The organism is Clostridia bacterium (genome assembly GCA_036562685.1).
GTDB lineage: Bacteria > Bacillota > Clostridia > Christensenellales > DUVY01 > DUVY01.
On sequence record DATCJR010000143.1, the window covers coordinates 1 to 20,620 of the forward strand.

The following is a 20,620-nucleotide window of genomic DNA, read 5'->3' on the forward strand; positions in this document are numbered from 1 at the left end:
TGGCGGAGAGAGAGGGATTTGAACCCTCGCGCCGATAAACTCGACCTACTCCCTTAGCAGGGGAGCCCCTTTGGCCTCTTGGGTATCTCTCCAAGTCGTTTAAAAATTATAACATAGCATTATATAATCTGTCAATCATAGAACATTTTTTATTTAAACTAATTTTACCAAAACTTAATTAAATATATATTTTGATTTTAATGCTGTGTGCAAAAACATATAATCAAAAAATCTTTATCTATAAATTATTATGCTTAATTATTTTATACTATCAACATCTTTATAACTATGTATAATTAATTTCCTGTTTATACATAAAAATTCCTAATATTGACAAATCATTTTTAAGTGTTATAATGGTTAAAGAATTTATTTAAAACCGGGTGAAAAAATGGAACTTTATAATACCAAAGGAACATGCGCAAGGCAAATTATTTTTGATGTTAAGGATAACAAATTAATTGACCTTAAGTTCGCAGGGGGATGTAGCGGCAACTTAAGAGGCATTACACAATTAGTTATCGGTCAGGATATCGATTATGTTATTGACAAACTTCAAGGGATAGTTTGTCGTAACGGAACATCTTGTCCTGATCAATTGAGCAAAGCGTTAATGGAATATAAACAAAAAAATGATTAATGATTGATTTTTTTAGCGGCGATTGCCGCTTTTTTTATTTATTAAATTTTCATAAGAAAAGTTAAATTTTAATTAAAAAAGTTTTTACTATACCCAATTGATAGGAGTATTTTAATTTTATTGTTATACTGTTCTTGTAACAATAACATTAATAGGAGATATCTATGGGTATACTTGAAGTGCATAATCTTAAGAAAATGTATGGCTCATATATGGGCATAGAAGATGTGTCGTTTTCTGTCCCCGAAGGACAAATTTACGGCTTCATTGGTCCTAACGGTTCGGGGAAATCTACTACAATTCGAATTCTTATGAATTTTATCTTTCCCACATCTGGCAATGCTTATATCTTTGGACAAGATGTGACTAAACTTGATGAAGAAATCAAAAAGAATGTTGGATATGTTCCTGCCGAATCGGTTTTTTATAAAGATTATAATCCGTTGGAAATTTTCAGATATTCAGCTCAACTTCGCGGATGTTCTATGCAAAGAGTTGGTGAGTTAATTGATTTGTTTGAGCTTGATACAAGAAAAAAAGGCAAGCAGTTGTCTTTTGGAAATGCAAAAAAAGTTAGCATAATATTGGCAGTAATGCATAGCCCTAAATTGCTTATTATGGATGAACCTACGAGCGGTCTTGATCCTGTGATGCAGCAAAGATTTTTTGACCTTTTGGAAAGAGAAAAAGCTCGTGGAGCAACAGTGCTTCTTTCTACTCATATTTTGAGCGATGTCCAAAAAGTTTGTGACAATGCTGCTATTATTAGAAAAGGTAAAATAGTAGATGTTATTGATGTAAAGCAGCTATCTAAAGAAAAAGGCGATTTGCAAGAAACCTTTATGCAATATTATATCTAAAGCGAGGATTCAATTTATGCAAAATACAAATCAAAATTATAATAAATATATTAATCCTGCCTTAATTAAGGGAACGATAAAACAAAGCAGAAAATTTTTGATTATATTCCTTTCTGTAATATTGGGATTTACTTTTCTTGCGCTTTTATTGTATATGGCAATTAGAAACATAAAAGATCCTGCTATAGGCGTAATTTCAAACATGGATATTTTGCAGTATTATATAAGTGACAGTCATTCGGATTCTCTGCTTATGGGATTGATATTTACAGGCATTGTAGCTATGGCTGCATTGTTAAAAGATGAGAGAAAAAATACTACTGAATTTTTGTTTGCTCATCCAATTTCCCGCAAAAAAATGTTTTTTACCCAAATGATATCCTTTGTGTCCATACTATTTATATTTAGCTTTATCATAATGGCAGGATCATTTTTATTCTTGATAATCTTTAACCGTTTCAAGATTGATTTTGATGTTGGACAATATTTTGTTTTCCATGCAGGATTGTTTTTAACTAACATTTTATATGGATTTTTCATGTACGGTCTAGCAAGCGTAATGAAGGGAAAAAACTACCTAGCGCCTGCAATTTGTATAGGTGTAGGAATGTATCTGTTATATTATCTATTTATTATTTTAGCTGCCGCTTTACAATCTATCGCACCTTGGGTTCAAAAGTTAGATTGCCTCTTTGTAATCAATATATTAAAAGTAGATACTTTTTCTGGCGTTACTAAAGGTTACATGACATTTAGATGGCAGCCTATTTTGGTGTGGAGCTTACTAGCTATAGCCCTTAATGTTTGGGGATACTTTAGATATCAGAAAAAAGATTTGAATTGTGCGTAAACCCTCCCTAAAACTTTTTTCAAAAAAGACCTTTAGACTGCTAAAGGTCTTTTTTAATTGATTGTAAGCTGTTAATTTTTGGCATAATTAAAGAGTTGATAATTTGATTGCCTATTTGATGAATTTTTGATATATTTGACAAGTTGCGCTGAATATGCTGATATTTTAGGGAAGTCAAAAAAATTAGATCAAGTTTTTTTCAAACATATGCTAAATTTGTTGACATAAAAAACCTGTTATATTAGAATATATAAGCGTGCCCTTTCAGGGTATTTTAAGAGATGAAACTGAAGGTTACCGTGTGAAAATTGCTAGCGCATCGGATAACTTCGGTGGATCAAGCCCCAATTTAATCAGGGGCGGCTTAAGGCGGAATATATTTTGAAAATTTTAAATGCGGCTTTAGTCTTGTAAGCCGCAAAAAAATGGGGAAATATGAAACACACGGCGTATTGTATAAGGGTGTTACCGCATTAAGTTAAGCAATCGGAGGTTTTTATAAAAAAGTATGGCAGGACAAAGAATCAGAATTAATCTCAAAGCTTATGAGCATGACTTAGTAGATCAGTCAGCTGCTAAGATTGTAGATACAGCCAAGAAGACAGGCGGCAAGGTAAGCGGACCTATCCCTCTTCCTACTGAGAAAGAAATTATTACAATTTTGCGTGCTCCTCACAAATATAAGGATTCGAGAGAGCAGTTTGAGATAAGAACACACAAGCGTTTGATAGATATTTACAGCCCGTCAGCCAAGACAGTGGACAGCCTTATGAAGCTGGACTTGCCTGCAGGTGTTGATATCAAGATCAAGCTGTAAGGCTTGCCGGAGGATATTTACGATGAACAAAGCTATATTAGGTAAAAAATTAGGAATGACACAAATATTTTCCGATGACGGCACGGTTATCCCTGTTACTGTTGTGGAAGCAGGTCCGTGTTATGTTTCGCAAGTAAAAACAGACGAAAAAGACGGTTATAACGCCGTTCAGTTTGCTTTTTATGATGCAAAGGAAAAAACTGTGACAAAACCCCTTATGGGACATTTGAAAAAAGCAGGACTAGGCGCAAAGAAATATTTGAAGGAATTCAGACTGTCTGATGTTTCTTCTTACACTTCTGGCAAAGAAGTTAAATGCGACATATTCAAGACTGGTGACATAGTTGACGTTAGCGGTGTTACAAGAGGTAGAGGTTTTACAGGCGTAATTCAACGCTGGAACAATCATCGTCTTAAGATGACACACGGTACTGGCCCTGTTCATAGAGAAGTCGGCTCAATGGGAGCTAACAGCACACCCAGCAGAGTTATGAAAAACAAAAAGATGCCCGGACATTATGGACATGAAAATGCAACCATCCAAAACTTAGAAGTTGTAAAAGTGGATGCTGAAAAAAATATAATGCTTATTAGAGGTTCGGTTCCCGGACCCAAAGGCGGATTAGTTGCTGTCCGTCAGGCTGTTAAGTCCGCGAAATAAGGAGAAGTAGAATGCCTAAAGTTAATGTATATAATCAGAGCGGAGAAATAGTCGGCGCTATGACCTTAAGTGATCAAGTGTTTGGCGCAGAATATAACAAACCTTTAATTCATCAAGTAATAGTTGCACAGCTTAATAATCGCAGACAAGGCACAAAGAGTGCTTTGACTCGCGCTGAAGTAAGAGGCGGTGGCAAGAAGCCTTGGAGACAAAAGAAGACAGGTAGAGCAAGACAAGGCTCTATTCGTGCGCCCCAATGGTATCATGGCGGTGTTGTATTTGCTCCTAAGCCCAGAGATTTCTCTCAAAAGGTTAACAAGCAATCTAAAGCTTTGGCTTTGGTTTCTGCACTTAGCGCTAAATTGAGAGATGACGAATTATTGGTTTTGGACGATCTCAAGCTTGTTTCCGCTAAGACCAAAGAAGTTGCTGATTGCTTGGCTAAGTTAAAGTTGGATAAGAGCGTTCTTTTGGTTTTGCCTGAGAGCAATGAGGAAATTTTAAGAGCTTCCAGAAACATTCCTCAAGTTACTACCATTGCTTCAGATCTTATCAATGTGTATGATGTAGTTCGTCATAATAAGCTCGTAGTTTTAAAGGAAGCAGTTAAGAAGATTGAGGAGGCTTACGGAAATGAGTAAGGCTTATGATATTATCATAAAACCCGTTATGTCCGAAAAGAGCTATGACGGTATTCATTCTAAGAAATACACATTCATTGTGGATAAAAGGGCGACAAAAACTGAAATAAAAAACGCCATTGAAGAGATTTTTAAGGTTGATGTAGAAAGCGTCAACACCATTAATGCCCGTGGCAAACTTAAAAGACAGGGCAGATATGAGGGTATGACTCCCTCTTATAAAAAGGCAATCATACAATTGAAAAAGGACTCTAAGTCCATAGAATTGTTTGACAGTCTGGCATAAGGAGAAAACCATGGCAATTAAGAGATTAAGACCCATTACGCCGGGTACAAGATTTAAGACTGTTGCAGATTTTTCAGAAATAACCAAAAAGGCTCCTGAAAAGTCATTATTAGTAAGTCTTAACCATTCGGGCGGAAGAAACAATCAGGGTAAGATTACTGTAAGACATATTGGTGGCGGTAACAGACGCAAATATCGTGTAATAGATTTTAAGCGTAACAAAGACAATATTCCCGCAAAAGTTGCGGCTATTGAATATGATCCTAATCGTACAGCATATATCGCATTATTGCATTATGCTGATGGAGAAAAGAGATATATACTTGCTCCTTTAGGATTGCAAGTGGGAGACACTGTTATATCAGGTGCTCAAGTTGATATAAAAGTCGGCAATGCAATGCCTTTGGAATCAGTTCCTGTAGGTACTATGGTGCATAACATTGAGCTTCAACCTAATCGCGGCGGACAATTAGTTCGTTCAGCAGGAGATGCTGCTCAATTGATGGCAAAAGAAGGCAAGTATGCAACATTGAGATTGCCCAGTGGCGAAATGAGAATGGTTTCTATTGCTTGCAGAGCTACAATCGGTCAAGTAGGTAACCTTGATAACGAATTGGTTAGCTTAGGTAAAGCTGGTAGAACACGTCATTTGGGTGTAAGACCTACAGTACGCGGTGTTGTTATGAACCCTGTTGACCATCCTCACGGTGGTGGTGAAGGTAAGTCTCCCGTTGGTCATCCTAGTCCTATGACTCCTTGGGGTAAAAAGGCTAGAGGACTCAAAACTAGAAAGAAAAAGAATCGTTCTGACAGATTTATTGTCAAACGCATCAATTAAAGAGGTTAGCATATGAGCAGATCATTGAAAAAAGGACCTTATGTTGAAGCAAAACTTTTGAAGAGGATTCAAGAGCTTAATGCTAAAAACGAAAAGAAAGTTATAAAAACATGGTCAAGGGCATCAACAATTTATCCTGATTTTGTAGGGCACACTATAGCTGTGCATGATGGAAGAAAGCATGTTCCTGTTTATTGCACAGAAGATATGGTTGGATGCAAATTGGGTGAATTTGCGCCTACTAGAACCTTTAAGGGACATTCGGGCGATAAAAGCACGAATGCTCAATAGGAGAGAATATGGCTAAGAGAATAAGAACAAAAGCTGCCGAGAGGCAGAATAATAAAGATACTAGACCTAAAGCATTTGCACGTCATATAAGGATTTCTCCTTATAAAGTAAGACGAGTAATAGATTTGGTTCGCGGAAAGAGTTATACGGATGCTATTGCAATTTTGAAGAACACTCCTGCAAGTGCATCTGATCCTGTTATCAGAGCTATAAACAGTGCTGCTGCCAATGCAGAACACAACAACAACCTTGCTAAAAAGGATTTGTATGTTGCTGAAATCTTTGCAGACCAGGGACCTGTTTTAAAGCGTGTTCAACCTCGTGCTCGCGGAAGCGCAGATAGAATCTTGAAACGCACAAGCCATATAACAGTTATTTTAGACGTTAGGGAGGCTAAATAATGGGTCAAAAGGTTAATCCTCATGGTCTTAGAGTAGGCGTCATACATGGTTGGGAAACCCAATGGTATGCAGGAAAGAAAGATTTTAACAAATATTTGTTAGAAGACTATAAAATACGTACTCATATAAAGAATAAGTATTACGCAAACGCTATTTCACGTATTACGATTCAGAGATTGACAGGAAGCAAAATAGTTGTCAACATCTACACAGCTCGTCCCGGTATGCTTATCGGTAATAAGGGTTCTGGTGTAGAACAAATAAAGAAAGAAATTCAAGCTATAGCAGTAGGCAAAGCTATCAATATCAACATCTTGGAAGTTAAACGTCCTGATCTTGATGCTACTTTGGTAGCAGAGAACATTGCAGCTCAGCTTGAAAAGAGAGCATCTTTTAGAAGAACCATGAAACAAGCTTTGAGCCGTGCTATGAAAGCAGGTGCTAAGGGTGTTAAAGTAATGGTTGGCGGAAGATTGGATGGTGCAGAAATTGCACGAAGCGAACATTATAACGAGGGTTCTATACCTTTGCAAACTCTAAGAGCTAACATTGATTACGGTACTGCACAAGCTCATACTACATTCGGCGTAATCGGTGTTAAGGTATGGATTTATAAAGGTGAAGTTTTGTCACGTTCCCTCAAAGGAGAAGAGCAAAATGTTAATGCCTAAGAGAGTTAAGTGGAGAAGAGTTCATAGAGGACGCATGAAAGGCATCGCTACCAAGGGAAACCTTGTAACTTATGGTGATTATGGTTTGGTAGCTTGCGAGCCCGCATGGATTACTTCCAATCAAATAGAAGCTGCACGTATAGTGTTGTCTAAGAGGATTAAGAAAGGCGGACAGGTTTGGACAAAGATATTCCCTCATAAGCCTGTAACTAAGAAGCCTGCAGAAACTCGTATGGGTAGTGGTAAAGGTTCCCCTGAGTTCTGGGTAGCAGTAGTTAAGCCCGGCAGAGTCTTGTTTGAAATCGGTGGAATTCCCGATGAAATATCAAAAGAAGCGTTAACCCAAGCTGCTTACAAAATGCCCATAAAATGCAAAGTAGTTAAAAAAGGCGAAGTAGTCGATATGGATGTAGAAGAAAACAAGGAGGCTAAGAGTTTATGAAAGCAAAAGAAGTTCATGAAATGACCAATGACGAACTCACTGCCAAGTTGTCATCTTTGAAAAGCGAATTGTTTTATCTTCGATTTAATCATGCTGTAGGACAGTTAAGCAACACCAGTCAGCTTACTGCTGTTAAGCGTGATATAGCACGAGTTAAAACAGTGTTAAGAGAACGCGAATTGAAGGGTTTAAGCGGACCTGTTTCTGCGCCCGCTAAAAAGAAAGCGTAAGGAAAGGATGTAGATTATGGAAGATACAGCAATAAAAAGAAACAACCGCAAGACCAGAGAGGGCAAAGTTGTAAGCAACAAGATGGACAAAACAGCAGTAGTGGCTGTTGTAACAAAGTTCAAGCACCCTCTATACAAAAAGACAATAAGTAAGACCAAAAAATTTAAGATACACGATGAAAATAACCAATGCCAGGTAGGAGATTTTGTAGAAATCTGCGAAACTCGCCATCTCTCAAAAGATAAATGCTGGCGTCTTGTTAGAATCATTGAAAAGGCCAAGTAAGGAGACGCATTATGATACAACCTCAAACTTATCTAAAGGTAGCCGACAACACCGGCGCCAAAGAAATAATGTGTATTCGTGTGCTGGGTGGATCATTTCGCCGTACGGGAAATATAGGTGATGTTATTATCGCCTCTGTTAAGAGTGCGACCCCCGGCGGCATGGTTAAAAAAGGTGAAGTAGTACGGGCTGTTATTGTGCGTACTTGTAAGGGCGTAAGCCGTAAAGATGGTACGCATATCAAATTTGATGACAATGCTGCTGTAATTATTGATGTTCAGCGTCAGCCCAGAGGTACTCGTATCTTCGGACCCATTGCAAGGGAACTCAGAGAAAAGGACTATATGAAAATTATATCCTTAGCTCCCGAAGTGCTTTAAGGAGGATGAAACTGTGCTTCATATAAAAAAAGGCGATAAAGTAAAAATTTTATCAGGCGACGAAAAAGGCAAAACCGGTAAGGTTTTAGAAATAAGACCTAAAGACGGCAGTGCCATTGTCGAAGGAATTAATATTGTGTCCCGTCACAAGAAGCCCCGCAGTGCTCAAGAAGCTGGCGGAATTACTAAGAGCGAAGCTCCTATTAATCTGTCAAAATTACAGGTAATTTGTCCTGAATGCGGTGCTGCTGCAAGAGTTGGCTTTGTGATTAAAGACGACAAGAAGTCAAGAGTTTGCAAAAAATGCGGCAAAGCTATTGACAATAAAGAAGTAAAGAAAGAAAAAGAAAAGACTAAGAGCAAGGCTAAGAAAGAGCAAGATGTAGCAACCGAAGCATCAAAAACCACTGATGCTGTAGAAACTGTCAAAGAAAAACCTGCTGCAAAGAAGACTGCATCAGCTAAGAAGACTGCAGCAAAAACAACGGAAGCTGAACAAGCTCCTGCTAAGACAGCAAAAAAGGTTGCCCCTAAAAAAGAAAAGACGGAATCTGAAACCGAAAAAGCATAATTATAGAGGGGGATAGATAATGGCAAATACAGGGCGTATGACACATAAGTCAAAATCGCCTGTAGACGACCTTAAAAGCCCGAAGGCAGTTATGCTAAACGAAGCTGTTACAAAAGCTCTGGAGGAATTAAGTCAGATACGGGTGGAACAAAACAAACCGGAAGACGAAAAAGTTTTCCGTGAGCGTGAAGAGGCAGCGAAACAAGCATTAAAACAGGCACTAAGCGCAAAAAAGGAATTTTTGGCGACAGTGCAAAAGCAAGTAAACGAGTATTATCAAGAGGCTGCGTTACAAGAGTCGGCGCAAAAAAATGAGTTTACTAGCAAAGAACTCAAAAAGCGCAAAACCGATTTGGAGCTTGTGGAAGCGGCTGTAAGCGATCTAGATGCAAAACTTAGCGAGATTACGAGACTTATTAACAAATCGGGAAGCGGAACCAAGAAAAAGGCTACAATTCCCAAAAGTCAAATTGAAGAAAGTATAGCTGCTCTCCTTATGGAGGCGACTAAAACAAAATCGAGCAAAAGTGAAAAACAATATATAGAGCAAGAGGCTGAAAAAGTGGAAGATAAGAATAAAACAACGACAAAGACCGTTGAAGAAAAAAACACAAAAACTGCAACTAAGGTAAAAGAAGCAAAGGCTTCTGAAACCAAAGCAAAAGCCCCTAAAGCCGAATCTGTTAAGGCGGCTGCACCTTCTTCTGCTAAAAATGCAGAAAGCGATAACGGCAGATATCGTCTTAAAAAGTTATATAAGGATACCGTTGTTGGTATGCTTATAAAACAGTTTGGCTATAAGAACGTTAATCAAGTTCCCAAGTTGGAAAAGATTGTAGTCAACAGAGGCTTGGGTGATGCGAAGGATGACAGCAAGAAATTTAATGCCGCAGTTGAAGAATTGGCTTTGATTTGCGGACAAAAACCTGCAGTTACCAAGGCAAGAAAGTCAATAGCTAACTTTAAGGTAAGAACAGGCATGAATATCGGATGTATGGTTACACTTCGTGGTAACCGTATGTATGAGTTTTTGGATAAACTCATTTCTATGGCATTGCCTAGAGTAAGAGATTTTAAAGGGCTTAACGGCAATTCATTCGATGGACGCGGTAACTATACTTTTGGAATTAAGGAACAACTTATATTCCCTGAAGTCAAGTATGATACTGTCGAAAAGACAAGAGGATTTGATATTACAATAGTTACTACGGCAAAGACTGATGAGGAGGCTAAGGCGCTCCTAAAAGGCATGGGAATGCCGTTTAGCAATTAAGGAGTATAATAATGGCAAAAAAAGCATTGATAAACAAGCAAAAAAGGCCCGCAAAATTCTCTACACGCGCATATACACGTTGCAACATATGTGGCAGACCGCATGCGGTTTTGCGTAAGTATGGAATTTGCAGAATTTGCTTTCGCAATCTTGCGTATCGGGGCGAGATTCCCGGCGTAAGGAAATCAAGCTGGTAAGGAGGCGTTAAAGATGGTTACTGACCCTATTGCAGATTTGTTAACAAGGATAAGAAATGCCTTGACTGCCAAGCACACCACAGTAGAAGTACCTGCAAGCAAAATTAAAAAGCAGATTGCTGATATTTTGGTTGAAGAAGGCTATGTTAAGAGTGCAGTTCTAAAAGAAGACGGCGTTAACAGCAAAATAATAATAGAGCTAAAATACGGACCCAAATATGAAAAAGTTTTGACAAACCTTCAGAGAATTTCTAAACCCGGACTTAGAGTATATTGCGCAAGTGATGAGATTCCCAAGGTTTTAAATGGATTGGGTATAGCAATTCTGTCTACCAGCAAGGGCATTATGACAGACAAAAAAGCACGTCAAAACAATGTAGGCGGCGAAGTGCTTGCCTATGTCTGGTAGGAGGTAAGAGATGTCTCGAATTGGAAGAAAGGCTATAACTATTCCCTCAGGTGTTAACGTAACAGTTAATGACAATGTAGTAACTGTTAAAGGACCTTTGGGAGAATTAAGCAGAAAAATAGAGTCTAAAGATATTAGCGTCAAGATTGAAGACGGCCATATACAATTGAGCCGTGCCAATGACGACAAAGAAACAAGAGCTTTGCATGGTTTGTATAGAGCACTTATTAACAATATGGTTATTGGTGTTTGCAAAGGTTATCAAAAAAAGCTTATTGTAAATGGTGTCGGTTATAAATGTCAAGTTACAGGCAACAAGCTGGTTTTGAACATCGGTTTGTCCCATCCTGTTGAAGTTGATATTGTAAAAGGCATTAAGGTTGTCTGCGCAACACCTACAGATATTGAAGTTGACGGTATTGACAAAGAACTTGTAGGTCAATTCGCAGCCAATATAAAAGCTATAAGGCCTGTTGAACCCTATCACAACTACGGAATTCGTTATGCTGATGAAAAGGTTATAAAGAAAGAAGGCAAGAAGGCTGCTAAGTAAGGAGTAAAATATGATATCCAAACCCAATAAAAACAAAATAAGGCAAAAGAGACATTTGAGCATTAGGAAGAAGGTATCTGGAGATGCCCAAGCTCCTAGACTCAATGTTTATCGCAGCATAAATCACATATATGTTCAGCTTATTGATGATACTAAGGGACACACTCTGGCATCTTGTTCAAGCTTGGATAAGGATTTGCAATCTGTTTTGGAAGGAAAGACAAAGCAAGAAAAGGCTAGAATTATTGGCCAGGAAATTGCAAAGCGTGCTTTGAAAGCAAACATAGAACATGTAGTTTTTGACAGAGGCGGATACCTTTATACAGGAAGAATCAAACAGGTAGCAGACGGCGCAAGAGAAGCCGGGCTGAAGTTTTGAAGGAGGAGTTTAAATTCATAATGGCAAAGCGTGAAGAAAGACAGCAACAGCCCAAAGATGATTTAAAACGCAAACTCGTAGCCGTTAACCGCGTAACGAAGGTTGTAAAAGGCGGAAGGAACATGCGTTTTTCAGCCGTTGTTGTTGTAGGCGATGAAAACGGTTCAGTAGGTGTAGGCACAGGAAAAGCGAGCGAAGTTCCTGAAGCAATAGAAAAAGCAGTTGCGCATGCAAAGAAGAATATGATAAGTATTCCTTTAAGCGGAACTACTATTCCTCATGAAATAACTGGAACTTTTGGTAAAGGATGTGTTTTGATGCGTCCCGCACCCGAAGGTACAGGTGTTATAGCTGGCGGTAGCGTAAGAGCCGTAGTTGAACTTGCCGGTATCAAAGATATAACTACCAAATCGTTTGGATCTTCTAACCCCATTAACTGTGTAAAAGCTACACTTGAAGGTTTAAAGAACTTGCGTTCCCCCGAAAAAGTTGCAGCTTTGCGTGGTAAGGCAGTTGAAGAGATTTTAAACTAGGAGAATTGATATGGCTAAGAAAAAAACAGAAAGTGCCAAGATTAAAGTGACTTTGATAAAAAGCACTATCGGCAGTCTGGAAAAACATATAAAAACAGTAGAAGCCTTGGGACTTAAGAAAGTAGGCAGTTCTAAGATCTATAATGACAATCCGGCTTTGAGAGGAATGCTTTTTACAGTAAAGCACCTTGTTAAAGTCGAAGAGGTAGGAGCGGTTTAATATGAAGATAAATGATTTAGGTCCTGCAGAAGGCGCACGCCGCAAACAAAAGAGACTTGGAAGAGGTATAGGCTCAGGCTTGGGCAAAACCGCAGGCAAAGGACATAAAGGTCAAAAAGCTAGAAGCGGTGGCGGAGTTAGACCTGGGTTTGAAGGCGGTCAAATGCCTTTGGTTAGAAGATTACCTAAGGTCGGCTTTACCAACAACTTCAAAAAGGTGTATAATATTGTCAATGTTGATTCTTTGAATGTTTTCGAGAATGACACTGTTGTAACTGTAGATTTGTTACTTGAAAAAGGAATCATAAGCAAAGTAGAACCTTATGGTCTCAAAGTTTTGGGTAACGGTGAATTGACAAAAAAACTTATCGTTAAGGCTGCTAAATTCTCAGCAAAAGCTAAAGAAGTTATTGAAAAGCTAGGCGGTAAGGCAGAGGTGGTATAATGTTTGAGACGCTCAAAAACGCATTTAAAGTCAAGGAAATAAGAAGAAAGATATTTATTACTTTGTTTTTGCTTCTGGTTTATCGTTTTGGTTGCTGGTTGCCTATTCCTGGTATATCAGGTGACTATTACAGCGATAACATCAATGAAGGAATTTCTGATACGATAATGGGACTTATGTCCGCATTAAGTGGTGGAGCTTTAGCAAACGGTGCGTTTTTGGCGTTGGGTGTAGTGCCTTACATTAATGCTTCCATTATAATACAGCTTTTGGGCGTTGCTATTCCCGCTTTGGAAAGATTATCAAAACAAGGCGAGGAAGGAAGAAGAAAGCTCAATCAATATACAAGATATTTGACTTTGGTGCTTGCTTTGGCTCAGTCAATCGGCGTTGTAGTTGGTTTGGTTAATCAAGGTTATATAAGCGAACAGCTTTTTGGTGCTGGCGCTAATCTTGAATGGTTGATAGCTACATTCGTTGTAATAATTATGACAGCTGGTGTATCATTTACAATGTGGCTTGGCGAAAAAATAACCGAACTTAATATTGGTAACGGTATTTCGTTATTGATATTTGTAGGTATTTTGTCAACTGCAGCACAGAGCATTCAGGCAACTGTTATACGTATTTTTGAAGGTGATGACACAGCTATTTGGTATCTTATAGCGTTCTTTGGAATGATCTTGGCAATATTCCTGTTTATAGTGTTTATCGAATGTTCTGAACGTCGTATTCCTATTCAGTATGCTAAGCAGATAAAAGGACGCAAGATGTATGGCGGACAGGCAACTCATATACCTATTAAAGTTAATGCGCTTGGTGTTATGCCTATAATATTTGCTATGGCTATAGTTACTTTCCCTCAAATAATATTCCAATTGTTTGCACCCGAAAGCAGTGCCTATTACTGGTATAGACAATATATTGGCGTAGGAACATGGCCTTATGCGCTTGCAACTGGTGTCTTGGTTTTGTTGTTCTCATTCTTCTATGCAAAAATACAATTCAACCCTGAAGACGTCAGCAGAAACATTCAGCAATATGGTGGATTTATTCCTGGTATCAGACCTGGAAAGCCTACAACAGAATATTTGGCAAAAATCAATAACAGATTAACTTTGGTAGGTGCTATATTCTTGGCGTTTATCGCAATAGTTCCGTCAGTTATATTTGCTGTGGTTTTTGGAAGCCAGTCACAGTTGATCAACGCATTTAGTGCAACTGGTATGTTGATTGTTGTAAGTATTGCGCTTGAATTTGACAAGCAGCTACAAGGTCAATTAATGATGAAGCATTATAAAGGATTCTTGAAATAATGAATATAATTTTGCTTGGAGCACCTGGTGCTGGTAAAGGTACGCAGGCAGTAAAAATAGCAGAAAAATATAAAATACCGCATATATCCACAGGGGATATTTTGCGTAAGAACATTAAGGAAGGCACACCTGTAGGACTTAAAGCTAAGTCTTATATTGATAAAGGTGCGCTTGTTCCTGATGAAGTGGTCATTGAAATAGTAAAGGATAGATTAGAGCAAGACGATTGCAAGAAAGGATATTTGCTAGACGGTTTTCCCAGAACAAAGCCTCAAGCACAGGCATTGGATGAGTTTGCCGTAATTGATATCGTTTTGAATCTTGATATAAACTTAGATATTTTGGTAGATAGATTGTCTGGTAGAAGAGTTTGCGCTTCTTGCGGAGCGACATATCATACCAGCACTTATTCAGCCGATACTTGTTCTCAATGTGGCGGCAAGATTATTCAAAGAGATGATGATTTGCCTGACACAATAAAAGCAAGGCTAAAGACTTATACTCTTCAAACAGAACCTCTAATTTCGTATTATAAAGAGAAGAACTTGCTTGTTGATATAAACGCAAATACGAATATAGAAACGATATTTGAAGATATAGTTAAAGCATTGGAAAAATAAATGATAACCATTAAAAAGAATGACGAAATAGAGCGAATGCGAAAGGCCTGTGCCATTACGAGAGATGTTCTCAATGTCATAGGCGAAAATATAAAGCCAGGCATCACGACCAAAGAACTTGATATGATAGCTTTTGAATATATTAGAAGTTGTGGTGCGTATCCTTCTTTTTTAGGATATAGAGGTTATCCTGCGTCAATTTGTGCTTCAATTAATGAAGAAGTTGTGCATGGAATACCGTCTAACAGAGTATTGGAAGAAGGTCAGATCATCAGTATTGATGTCGGAGCATATATAGACGGTTATCATGGAGATGCTGCAAGAACTTTTGCAGTAGGAAAAATAAGCGAACAAAATAAAAGACTTATAAAAATAACTGAAGAAAGCTTTTTTGAAGGCTTGAAGGTTTTAAAAGACGGAATACGTATGGGCGATTTGTCGCACGCTATTCAGAGTTATGTTGAAAAAGCTGGATATTCGGTTGTTAGGGCTTTGGTTGGTCACGGTATAGGAAAAGAGATGCATGAAGACCCGAGTGTTCCTAACTTTGGAGTTCCTGGCAAGGGCGTAAGACTTTGTAAGAATATGACCATAGCAATAGAGCCAATGGTAAATGCAGGCGGATACGAAGTTGAGTTTTGTTCAGATGGCTGGACAGTAAAGACAAAAGACAGAAAGCCATCAGCGCATTATGAAAACACAGTGCTTATCACATCGGACGGCGCCGAAATTTTGACTCTATGAGGTAGATATGGAAAAGCCGACTGCGGAACTGGGCAGAGTAGTATGTTCAAAAGCAGGTAGAGATGCAGGTAAATATTTTATAATTTCTGGGGTTGTGGACGAAGGATATGTGCTAATCGTTGACGGAAAATTTCATAAATTGTCCAATCCTAAGAAAAAAAATATAAAACATCTAAAATTTTTGAAAGATACTATAAATGTCTTGACAGAAAAGCTAAAAAAGGGTACAAAGGTGTTTGACTCTGAAGTTTATAAAGCACTGAAAATATATAATCAAAAAGACAATAAGGAGGAATAGTATGCCTAGAGATGAAAATATCGAAGCAGAAGGCGTTGTTATAGAAGCAATGCGTGGTACAATGTTTAAGGTTAAATTGTCCAATGGGCATATTATTACTGCAACATTGTCTGGAAAATTGAGAGTACATTATATACGTGTTATGCCCGGAGATCATGTAAAGATTGAAATGTCGCCTTACGACATTACAAAAGGACGCATAACCTGGCGCGGCAAAAATTAACTTTAAAATATACAAGACTAAAAAATTGGAGAAAAAAATGAAAGTTAGACCTTCAGTAAAACCTATGTGTGATAAATGTAAAGTAATTAAGCGTAACGGTAAAGTTATGGTTATTTGCTCTAAGACACCCAGTCATAAGCAAAGACAAGGTTAGGAAATAATACGAAAAAGACTGTTCATCGACAGTCCATTCCTTTTCGTGTGTAAAATATATAATTTTTAAACAATAAGGAGAATTTCAAGGTGGCAAGAATAGCCGGTGTTGATTTGCCGAGAGAGAAAAGAATTGAAATTGGACTGACCTATATTTATGGAATAGGCAGACCTTTGGCAAACGAAATATTGAAAAAAACTAATGTTAACCCTGATATTAGAGTAAAAGATTTGTCAGAAAGTGATATCAGTAAGTTAAGAGAATACATTGATAAGAACGTTGTTGTAGAAGGCGATAAGAGAAGAGAAGTTGCAATGAACATCAAGAGATTGCAAGATATCGGATGTTACAGAGGACTTCGTCATCGTAAAGGTTTGCCTGTAAGAGGACAAAACACAAAGAGAAACGCACGTACACGTAAAGGTAAGAGACGTACAGTTGGTCATGGCAAGAGTGCGGGAGGTAAGAACTAATGGCAGTAAAAGCGACAAAAAAGCGCAGAATAACTCGTAATATAGACAAAGGCCAAGCACATATTCAAGCGTCATTTAACAATACTTTGGTTACAATTACTGATGAGCAAGGCAATACTTTGACTCAAAGTAGTGCAGGTGCTTTGGGCTTTAAAGGTTCAAGAAAATCTACACCTTTTGCAGCGCAAATGGCTGCCGAAACAGCAGCTAAGAAAGCTTATGACCAGGGAATTAGAAGTGTAGAAGTTTTTGTTAAAGGCCCTGGAGCAGGCAGAGAATCTGCTGTAAGAGCATTGGCAACTGCTGGTATTAATGTAACATTGATTAGAGACGTGTCTCCCATTCCTCACAATGGATGCAGACCGCCTAAGCGCAGAAGAATATAGGAGGTTTGAAATATGGCTAAATATACAGGTGCTGACTGCCGTAGATGTAGAAGAGAAGGTGTCAAGCTGTTTTTGAAAGGTGAAAGATGTACCTCCAAAAAATGCGCTATTGACAGAAGACCTACTGCACCCGGATTCCACGGAGCAGCTAGAAAGAAAGTTAGTGAATACGGCACACAATTAAGAGAAAAGCAAAAAGCAAAAAGATATTATGGACTTATGGAAAAGCAGTTTAAGAACTATTACTTCAAAGCTGCTAAATCCAAGGGTATTACCGGTGAAGCAATGTTGTCACTCTTGGAAAGAAGATTGGACAATGTAGTTTACCGTATGGGTATCGGGTCTTCAAGAGCTCAATCCCGTCAAATAGTTAACCATGGACACATTACTGTCAACGGCAAGAAAGTTGATATTCCGTCATATGAAGTTAATGTGGGTGATGTAATAGCTATAAAGCAAACAAGCAAAGAAAAATTTGCACATTTGAAAGAATATAGACCTATTATTCCTAAGTGGTTGGACTTCTCAACTGACACTTTGGAAGGAAAGGTACTTGCTTTACCTACAAGAGAAGATATTGATCTAAACATTCAGGAGCATTTGATTGTCGAGCTTTACTCCAGATAATTAATTTTGGATTTTTAAAAGGAGAATGTTATTAATATGATGGAAATAGAAAGACCCAAAATTCAATGCGATGAAAGCGCCGACGGCAGTTATGCTAAGTTTACCATTGAACCTTTGGAAAGAGGTTTTGGTATAACAATAGGAAACTGCTTAAGAAGAGTGCTGTTAAGCGCATTGCCCGGAGCAGCTATTAAGGGTGTGAAAATAGCAGGAGTTAAGCACGAATTTAGCACTATAAAAGGTGTAAGAGAAGACGTAGCAGAGATTATTCTTAACTTAAAAGGAGTTGCCGTAAAGACATCTTCTCAGGACCGCAATTATCAAACTGTTTTGAGATTGTATTCGGCTACACCTGGTGTAATTACAGCTAAGAATATAGAAACTCATGCTGATGTTGAAATTCTCAATCCTGATCATTATATTTGCACATTGGATGCAGGTGCTGTTCTTGATATGGAACTTACAATCGGCAGAGGCAGAGGCTATGTAAGCGCCAATGAAAATAAGGACCCCAACGCACCTATAGGATATATCCCGATTGATTCTATTTTTACAGCAGTAAAAAAGGTCAATTATGAAGTGGGTAATACACGTGTAGGACAAAGCATAGATTATGACAAATTGACCATGGAAGTTTATACTAATGGTACAATGTCCGCACGCGAAGTTGTTTCGTTGTCTGCCAAGATCGTAGAAGATCATATAAAACTGTTTGTAGATTTGTCTGAAAATATCAGCGGTATGGATATTTTGGTTAACCGTGAAAAAGACAAGCAGAAAAAGGTTCTTGAAATGAGCATAGAAGACATGGATTTGTCTGTACGTTCATTTAACTGCTTGAAGCGCGCCAACATCAATACAGTTGAAGATCTGACAAAAAGAACAGAAGAAGATATGCTCAAAGTTCGCAATTTAGGCAGAAAGTCTTTGGACGAAGTTATAGGCAAGCTGAGAGAACTCGGTCTTGACTTGAAAAACAGTGATGAGTAAGGAGCTATAAATAATGGGATACAAATTAGGAAAACCTACAGACCAAAGAATGGCATTGCTTCGTAATCAAGTATCGCAACTCTTTTGGTATGGAAAAATAAAAACAACTTATGCTCGTGCAAAAGCTGTTAGCAAAATGGCAGAAAAGCTTTTGACCGTTGCTATTAACGCAAGCAATGATGTTGTTAAAGTAGAATTGGTTAAGACAGATGCTAAGGGTAAAGAATATAAAGTAGAACACTATAATGACGGACCTAGCAAGCTGGCTGCAAGAAGAAAGCTTATGGCAGAGTTATATGATTTGCAAGAGCCCAAGAGCGACAGCGAATCTAAGACAGCTTATAAGGCGCGTACAAAGGATATTAAGCATCCTTTGATTGAAAAGATTTTCAATGAGATCGCACCTAAATATGCTCAAAAAGATGGTGAAGGTCAAAAAGGCGGATATACACGCATTATGAAGTTAGGACCTCGCCGTGGTGACGCTGCTGAAGAAGCAATAATTGAATTGATTTAAATATTTAATCCCCGATAATAATCGGGGATTTTTTGATTCATAAATACTTGACTTATATTTGGTGTAATGTAAGTAAATTAATTATTAGCTCTTCTTAGTTAATTAAAATAAACCGATATATATTGATTTAATCCCTATTAGGTGACTAGTAGGGATATTATTTTATGTTCTATATCAATATTTAAACAGCTAAATGAGGACTATTTTATGGCGTATGATAATCCTGCCTTGTTGTAAAACATATATAAAACTTGAATTAGGTTAAAATAGAAACTTTAATAAATTAAAAACCCCTTATAAGTTTAGAGGGGTTTTGATTTTTAATACTATTGCACATATTCACATAAGTGCATATATTTAATCAATTGATTTTATGATGAAGGAAATCCTTTTCCTATTACTTCGTTAGCCTGAGAGATATAAGTAAAAGAGTCAGGAGCATATTTCTTTAGCAATTTGTGCATAGCGGATAATTGTCTTTTTCTTACCAAGCATATTAATACGCTGTGTTCAAGATTGGTATGCATACCTTTTGCTTTTATACAGGTCACGCCGCGATGGAGCTTTTGCATAATAATCTCAGCAAGCTTGTCGGGATCGTCTGTGATAATTTCAAACTTGATTGCAGTTTTAAAACCTTGAAGTATTGACTCACTTATACGCGAGCTTACATACATTTCTGTAATAGAAAGCATAATAGGATCAAGGCTCGAAAATAAAACAGCTGAAGCCAATACAATTATTGCATCAAAAATAAAAATAAAACGTGATACACTAGTTGCAGCATACTTTTTATTTACAAAGGTTGCTATAATATCAGTTCCGCCCGAACTTCCTCCCAACTTTAGCATAATAGCTATTCCAGCACCGCCTAAAACACCTCCTGCAAGCGCGGCAAGTATTCTTTCATTAGGCGTGTATTTTAAATTTATTCCAGTCCATTGTTCGAATTTTTCTAACAAAATCAAAATGCCCGAAACCAATAAAATGGAAGCTAAGGTTTTTAAGGTAAATTTCCAGTTTAAATATTTACAAGCAAGAATCAGCAAAGGTATATTTAATAACAATAAGGAATATCCTGAATTAATTTTTCCTTTGGATACAATTTCTATTATTGCAGCTATACCGGTTACACCACCAGAAGCAAATTTATTAGGAACCAAAAAAGAATGAACAGAAATAGCACGTAGAAAAGCTGAAAAAATAATAAGTACACATAATAAAAGAAAAGAAAAAGTTTTGTGCAGTTTTGTTTTCATAGAGAATCCTTATAGGGACATTAATCTATATATATCTTAACCAATTATCAATAAAACATATATCTTTTATTAATATATCCTTTTATATAAAAAAGTCAAGAATTACCCGTTAAGATTTTGTAAGTTCAATAAAAGATTT

At 37.6% G+C, this 20,620-nt stretch carries 35 protein-coding genes, 1 tRNA gene and 1 pseudogene; 35 read left to right on the forward strand and 2 right to left on the reverse strand.

Annotated features, from left to right (window positions below):
• Positions 1-92, reverse strand: a tRNA-Ser gene (locus VIL26_06490).
• A gap of 299 nt (positions 93-391) precedes the next feature.
• Here VIL26_06490 and VIL26_06495 point away from each other — a divergent pair.
• The 35 genes and pseudogenes from VIL26_06495 (at position 392) to rplQ (ending at position 19,222) form a co-directional block, all read left to right on the forward strand.
• Positions 392-640 carry a TIGR03905 family TSCPD domain-containing protein gene (locus tag VIL26_06495; protein ID HEY8390577.1) on the forward strand — a complete coding sequence of 83 codons (249 nt, stop codon included), beginning with the start codon at positions 392-394 and terminating at the stop codon, positions 638-640.
• Between the two features lie 164 nt (positions 641-804).
• Positions 805-1,500 (forward strand): ABC transporter ATP-binding protein, encoded by a 696-nt coding sequence (locus VIL26_06500; GenBank protein ID HEY8390578.1) that lies wholly within the window; start codon positions 805-807, stop codon positions 1,498-1,500.
• A gap of 16 nt (positions 1,501-1,516) precedes the next feature.
• The gene (locus VIL26_06505) at positions 1,517-2,350 is read left to right on the forward strand and encodes an ABC transporter permease (protein ID HEY8390579.1); all 834 of its coding nucleotides are present in this window, start codon (positions 1,517-1,519) and stop codon (positions 2,348-2,350) included.
• Positions 2,351-2,858: 508 nt separating this feature from the next.
• Positions 2,859-3,167 (forward strand): 30S ribosomal protein S10, encoded by a 309-nt coding sequence (gene rpsJ, locus VIL26_06510; GenBank protein ID HEY8390580.1) that lies wholly within the window; start codon positions 2,859-2,861, stop codon positions 3,165-3,167.
• Positions 3,168-3,189: 22 nt separating this feature from the next.
• Entirely contained in the window at positions 3,190-3,828 is a 639-nt protein-coding gene (gene rplC / locus VIL26_06515; GenBank protein ID HEY8390581.1) for a 50S ribosomal protein L3, read from the forward strand.
• An 11-nt stretch (positions 3,829-3,839) separates the two neighbouring features.
• On the forward strand, positions 3,840-4,469 hold the full coding sequence (gene rplD, locus VIL26_06520; GenBank protein ID HEY8390582.1) for a 50S ribosomal protein L4: 630 nt from the start codon (positions 3,840-3,842) through the stop codon (positions 4,467-4,469).
• Positions 4,462-4,755, forward strand: coding sequence for a 50S ribosomal protein L23 (gene rplW / locus VIL26_06525; protein ID HEY8390583.1), 294 nt, complete (start codon positions 4,462-4,464; stop codon positions 4,753-4,755). The genes rplD and rplW overlap by 8 nt, the downstream gene beginning before the upstream one ends.
• A gap of 10 nt (positions 4,756-4,765) precedes the next feature.
• Positions 4,766-5,593, forward strand: a complete 828-nt coding sequence (gene rplB, locus VIL26_06530; protein HEY8390584.1) for a 50S ribosomal protein L2 — start codon at positions 4,766-4,768, stop codon at positions 5,591-5,593.
• A 12-nt stretch (positions 5,594-5,605) separates the two neighbouring features.
• Complete coding sequence (gene rpsS / locus VIL26_06535) at positions 5,606-5,884, forward strand: 30S ribosomal protein S19 (GenBank protein HEY8390585.1); 279 nt, start codon at positions 5,606-5,608, stop codon at positions 5,882-5,884.
• Between the two features lie 8 nt (positions 5,885-5,892).
• A complete protein-coding gene (rplV, locus tag VIL26_06540; GenBank protein HEY8390586.1) occupies positions 5,893-6,285 on the forward strand; it encodes a 50S ribosomal protein L22 in 393 nt (130 codons plus the stop codon).
• Complete coding sequence (gene rpsC / locus VIL26_06545) at positions 6,285-6,956, forward strand: 30S ribosomal protein S3 (GenBank protein ID HEY8390587.1); 672 nt, start codon at positions 6,285-6,287, stop codon at positions 6,954-6,956. The genes rplV and rpsC overlap by 1 nt, the downstream gene beginning before the upstream one ends.
• Positions 6,943-7,398 (forward strand): 50S ribosomal protein L16, encoded by a 456-nt coding sequence (gene rplP / locus VIL26_06550; protein ID HEY8390588.1) that lies wholly within the window; start codon positions 6,943-6,945, stop codon positions 7,396-7,398. Before rpsC ends, rplP begins: the two co-directional genes overlap by 14 nt.
• Entirely contained in the window at positions 7,395-7,628 is a 234-nt protein-coding gene (gene rpmC / locus VIL26_06555; protein ID HEY8390589.1) for a 50S ribosomal protein L29, read from the forward strand. Before rplP ends, rpmC begins: the two co-directional genes overlap by 4 nt.
• 16 nt (positions 7,629-7,644) lie before the next feature.
• A complete protein-coding gene (gene rpsQ / locus VIL26_06560; GenBank protein ID HEY8390590.1) occupies positions 7,645-7,914 on the forward strand; it encodes a 30S ribosomal protein S17 in 270 nt (89 codons plus the stop codon).
• An 11-nt stretch (positions 7,915-7,925) separates the two neighbouring features.
• Positions 7,926-8,294, forward strand: coding sequence for a 50S ribosomal protein L14 (rplN, locus tag VIL26_06565; protein ID HEY8390591.1), 369 nt, complete (start codon positions 7,926-7,928; stop codon positions 8,292-8,294).
• A gap of 13 nt (positions 8,295-8,307) precedes the next feature.
• A complete protein-coding gene (rplX, locus tag VIL26_06570) occupies positions 8,308-8,865 on the forward strand; it encodes a 50S ribosomal protein L24 (protein HEY8390592.1) in 558 nt (185 codons plus the stop codon).
• 739 nt (positions 8,866-9,604) lie between these two features.
• Positions 9,605-10,138 (forward strand): annotated as a pseudogene (rplE, locus tag VIL26_06575) (50S ribosomal protein L5).
• Between the two features lie 11 nt (positions 10,139-10,149).
• The gene (locus VIL26_06580) at positions 10,150-10,335 is read left to right on the forward strand and encodes a type Z 30S ribosomal protein S14 (protein HEY8390593.1); all 186 of its coding nucleotides are present in this window, start codon (positions 10,150-10,152) and stop codon (positions 10,333-10,335) included.
• A gap of 13 nt (positions 10,336-10,348) precedes the next feature.
• A complete protein-coding gene (gene rpsH, locus VIL26_06585) occupies positions 10,349-10,744 on the forward strand; it encodes a 30S ribosomal protein S8 (protein ID HEY8390594.1) in 396 nt (131 codons plus the stop codon).
• Between the two features lie 10 nt (positions 10,745-10,754).
• The gene (rplF, locus tag VIL26_06590; protein HEY8390595.1) at positions 10,755-11,297 is read left to right on the forward strand and encodes a 50S ribosomal protein L6; all 543 of its coding nucleotides are present in this window, start codon (positions 10,755-10,757) and stop codon (positions 11,295-11,297) included.
• A 10-nt stretch (positions 11,298-11,307) separates the two neighbouring features.
• The gene (gene rplR / locus VIL26_06595) at positions 11,308-11,676 is read left to right on the forward strand and encodes a 50S ribosomal protein L18 (protein HEY8390596.1); all 369 of its coding nucleotides are present in this window, start codon (positions 11,308-11,310) and stop codon (positions 11,674-11,676) included.
• A 20-nt stretch (positions 11,677-11,696) separates the two neighbouring features.
• Positions 11,697-12,209, forward strand: coding sequence for a 30S ribosomal protein S5 (gene rpsE / locus VIL26_06600; GenBank protein HEY8390597.1), 513 nt, complete (start codon positions 11,697-11,699; stop codon positions 12,207-12,209).
• Between the two features lie 10 nt (positions 12,210-12,219).
• Positions 12,220-12,429 (forward strand): 50S ribosomal protein L30, encoded by a 210-nt coding sequence (rpmD, locus tag VIL26_06605; GenBank protein ID HEY8390598.1) that lies wholly within the window; start codon positions 12,220-12,222, stop codon positions 12,427-12,429.
• Between the two features lies 1 nt (position 12,430).
• On the forward strand, positions 12,431-12,874 hold the full coding sequence (gene rplO / locus VIL26_06610) for a 50S ribosomal protein L15 (protein ID HEY8390599.1): 444 nt from the start codon (positions 12,431-12,433) through the stop codon (positions 12,872-12,874).
• A complete protein-coding gene (gene secY / locus VIL26_06615; protein ID HEY8390600.1) occupies positions 12,874-14,190 on the forward strand; it encodes a preprotein translocase subunit SecY in 1,317 nt (438 codons plus the stop codon). The genes rplO and secY overlap by 1 nt, the downstream gene beginning before the upstream one ends.
• Positions 14,190-14,810 (forward strand): adenylate kinase, encoded by a 621-nt coding sequence (locus VIL26_06620; GenBank protein ID HEY8390601.1) that lies wholly within the window; start codon positions 14,190-14,192, stop codon positions 14,808-14,810. Before secY ends, VIL26_06620 begins: the two co-directional genes overlap by 1 nt.
• Positions 14,811-15,554 (forward strand): type I methionyl aminopeptidase, encoded by a 744-nt coding sequence (map, locus tag VIL26_06625; GenBank protein HEY8390602.1) that lies wholly within the window; start codon positions 14,811-14,813, stop codon positions 15,552-15,554.
• A gap of 7 nt (positions 15,555-15,561) precedes the next feature.
• Positions 15,562-15,852: a KOW domain-containing RNA-binding protein gene (locus VIL26_06630; protein HEY8390603.1), complete on the forward strand. Its 291-nt coding sequence runs from the start codon at positions 15,562-15,564 to the stop codon at positions 15,850-15,852.
• A 1-nt stretch (position 15,853) separates the two neighbouring features.
• Positions 15,854-16,075 carry a translation initiation factor IF-1 gene (infA, locus tag VIL26_06635; protein ID HEY8390604.1) on the forward strand — a complete coding sequence of 74 codons (222 nt, stop codon included), beginning with the start codon at positions 15,854-15,856 and terminating at the stop codon, positions 16,073-16,075.
• A 37-nt stretch (positions 16,076-16,112) separates the two neighbouring features.
• Positions 16,113-16,229, forward strand: a complete 117-nt coding sequence (rpmJ, locus tag VIL26_06640; protein HEY8390605.1) for a 50S ribosomal protein L36 — start codon at positions 16,113-16,115, stop codon at positions 16,227-16,229.
• An 89-nt stretch (positions 16,230-16,318) separates the two neighbouring features.
• Positions 16,319-16,702, forward strand: a complete 384-nt coding sequence (gene rpsM, locus VIL26_06645) for a 30S ribosomal protein S13 (protein HEY8390606.1) — start codon at positions 16,319-16,321, stop codon at positions 16,700-16,702.
• Positions 16,702-17,088 carry a 30S ribosomal protein S11 gene (rpsK, locus tag VIL26_06650; GenBank protein HEY8390607.1) on the forward strand — a complete coding sequence of 129 codons (387 nt, stop codon included), beginning with the start codon at positions 16,702-16,704 and terminating at the stop codon, positions 17,086-17,088. Before rpsM ends, rpsK begins: the two co-directional genes overlap by 1 nt.
• A gap of 12 nt (positions 17,089-17,100) precedes the next feature.
• Positions 17,101-17,715 (forward strand): 30S ribosomal protein S4, encoded by a 615-nt coding sequence (gene rpsD / locus VIL26_06655; GenBank protein ID HEY8390608.1) that lies wholly within the window; start codon positions 17,101-17,103, stop codon positions 17,713-17,715.
• A 36-nt stretch (positions 17,716-17,751) separates the two neighbouring features.
• Positions 17,752-18,705: a DNA-directed RNA polymerase subunit alpha gene (locus tag VIL26_06660; protein ID HEY8390609.1), complete on the forward strand. Its 954-nt coding sequence runs from the start codon at positions 17,752-17,754 to the stop codon at positions 18,703-18,705.
• A 13-nt stretch (positions 18,706-18,718) separates the two neighbouring features.
• Positions 18,719-19,222 carry a 50S ribosomal protein L17 gene (gene rplQ / locus VIL26_06665; GenBank protein ID HEY8390610.1) on the forward strand — a complete coding sequence of 168 codons (504 nt, stop codon included), beginning with the start codon at positions 18,719-18,721 and terminating at the stop codon, positions 19,220-19,222.
• A 371-nt stretch (positions 19,223-19,593) separates the two neighbouring features.
• Here the strand turns inward: rplQ and VIL26_06670 are convergent, their stop codons facing one another.
• Positions 19,594-20,481: a YitT family protein gene (locus tag VIL26_06670; GenBank protein HEY8390611.1), complete on the reverse strand. Its 888-nt coding sequence runs from the start codon at positions 20,479-20,481 to the stop codon at positions 19,594-19,596.
• Positions 20,482-20,620 lie beyond the last annotated feature (139 nt).

What these genes read in the sequence shown, in the direction of transcription:
- rplQ (HEY8390610.1), top strand. Translation starts at nt 18,719, where the DNA reads ATGGGATACAAATTAGGAAAACCTACAGACCAAAGAATGGCATTGCTT.
- VIL26_06660 (HEY8390609.1), top strand. Translation starts at nt 17,752, where the DNA reads ATGATGGAAATAGAAAGACCCAAAATTCAATGCGATGAAAGCGCCGAC.
- map (HEY8390602.1), top strand. Translation starts at nt 14,811, where the DNA reads ATGATAACCATTAAAAAGAATGACGAAATAGAGCGAATGCGAAAGGCC.
- VIL26_06505 (HEY8390579.1), top strand. Translation starts at nt 1,517, where the DNA reads ATGCAAAATACAAATCAAAATTATAATAAATATATTAATCCTGCCTTA.
- rpsS (HEY8390585.1), top strand. Translation starts at nt 5,606, where the DNA reads ATGAGCAGATCATTGAAAAAAGGACCTTATGTTGAAGCAAAACTTTTG.
- rplF (HEY8390595.1), top strand. Translation starts at nt 10,755, where the DNA reads ATGTCTCGAATTGGAAGAAAGGCTATAACTATTCCCTCAGGTGTTAAC.
- rplB (HEY8390584.1), top strand. Translation starts at nt 4,766, where the DNA reads ATGGCAATTAAGAGATTAAGACCCATTACGCCGGGTACAAGATTTAAG.
- infA (HEY8390604.1), top strand. Translation starts at nt 15,854, where the DNA reads ATGCCTAGAGATGAAAATATCGAAGCAGAAGGCGTTGTTATAGAAGCA.
- VIL26_06670 (HEY8390611.1), bottom strand. Translation starts at nt 20,481, where the DNA reads ATGAAAACAAAACTGCACAAAACTTTTTCTTTTCTTTTATTATGTGTA.
- rpmD (HEY8390598.1), top strand. Translation starts at nt 12,220, where the DNA reads ATGGCTAAGAAAAAAACAGAAAGTGCCAAGATTAAAGTGACTTTGATA.
- rplR (HEY8390596.1), top strand. Translation starts at nt 11,308, where the DNA reads ATGATATCCAAACCCAATAAAAACAAAATAAGGCAAAAGAGACATTTG.
- rpsD (HEY8390608.1), top strand. Translation starts at nt 17,101, where the DNA reads ATGGCTAAATATACAGGTGCTGACTGCCGTAGATGTAGAAGAGAAGGT.
- rpmJ (HEY8390605.1), top strand. Translation starts at nt 16,113, where the DNA reads ATGAAAGTTAGACCTTCAGTAAAACCTATGTGTGATAAATGTAAAGTA.
- VIL26_06500 (HEY8390578.1), top strand. Translation starts at nt 805, where the DNA reads ATGGGTATACTTGAAGTGCATAATCTTAAGAAAATGTATGGCTCATAT.
- rplC (HEY8390581.1), top strand. Translation starts at nt 3,190, where the DNA reads ATGAACAAAGCTATATTAGGTAAAAAATTAGGAATGACACAAATATTT.
- rplO (HEY8390599.1), top strand. Translation starts at nt 12,431, where the DNA reads ATGAAGATAAATGATTTAGGTCCTGCAGAAGGCGCACGCCGCAAACAA.
- rpsJ (HEY8390580.1), top strand. Translation starts at nt 2,859, where the DNA reads ATGGCAGGACAAAGAATCAGAATTAATCTCAAAGCTTATGAGCATGAC.
- rplP (HEY8390588.1), top strand. Translation starts at nt 6,943, where the DNA reads ATGTTAATGCCTAAGAGAGTTAAGTGGAGAAGAGTTCATAGAGGACGC.
- rplV (HEY8390586.1), top strand. Translation starts at nt 5,893, where the DNA reads ATGGCTAAGAGAATAAGAACAAAAGCTGCCGAGAGGCAGAATAATAAA.
- rpsH (HEY8390594.1), top strand. Translation starts at nt 10,349, where the DNA reads ATGGTTACTGACCCTATTGCAGATTTGTTAACAAGGATAAGAAATGCC.
- VIL26_06630 (HEY8390603.1), top strand. Translation starts at nt 15,562, where the DNA reads ATGGAAAAGCCGACTGCGGAACTGGGCAGAGTAGTATGTTCAAAAGCA.
- rpsC (HEY8390587.1), top strand. Translation starts at nt 6,285, where the DNA reads ATGGGTCAAAAGGTTAATCCTCATGGTCTTAGAGTAGGCGTCATACAT.
- VIL26_06580 (HEY8390593.1), top strand. Translation starts at nt 10,150, where the DNA reads ATGGCAAAAAAAGCATTGATAAACAAGCAAAAAAGGCCCGCAAAATTC.
- rpsK (HEY8390607.1), top strand. Translation starts at nt 16,702, where the DNA reads ATGGCAGTAAAAGCGACAAAAAAGCGCAGAATAACTCGTAATATAGAC.
- rplN (HEY8390591.1), top strand. Translation starts at nt 7,926, where the DNA reads ATGATACAACCTCAAACTTATCTAAAGGTAGCCGACAACACCGGCGCC.
- VIL26_06620 (HEY8390601.1), top strand. Translation starts at nt 14,190, where the DNA reads ATGAATATAATTTTGCTTGGAGCACCTGGTGCTGGTAAAGGTACGCAG.
- VIL26_06495 (HEY8390577.1), top strand. Translation starts at nt 392, where the DNA reads ATGGAACTTTATAATACCAAAGGAACATGCGCAAGGCAAATTATTTTT.
- secY (HEY8390600.1), top strand. Translation starts at nt 12,874, where the DNA reads ATGTTTGAGACGCTCAAAAACGCATTTAAAGTCAAGGAAATAAGAAGA.
- rpsQ (HEY8390590.1), top strand. Translation starts at nt 7,645, where the DNA reads ATGGAAGATACAGCAATAAAAAGAAACAACCGCAAGACCAGAGAGGGC.
- rpsE (HEY8390597.1), top strand. Translation starts at nt 11,697, where the DNA reads ATGGCAAAGCGTGAAGAAAGACAGCAACAGCCCAAAGATGATTTAAAA.
- rpmC (HEY8390589.1), top strand. Translation starts at nt 7,395, where the DNA reads ATGAAAGCAAAAGAAGTTCATGAAATGACCAATGACGAACTCACTGCC.
- rplW (HEY8390583.1), top strand. Translation starts at nt 4,462, where the DNA reads ATGAGTAAGGCTTATGATATTATCATAAAACCCGTTATGTCCGAAAAG.
- rplD (HEY8390582.1), top strand. Translation starts at nt 3,840, where the DNA reads ATGCCTAAAGTTAATGTATATAATCAGAGCGGAGAAATAGTCGGCGCT.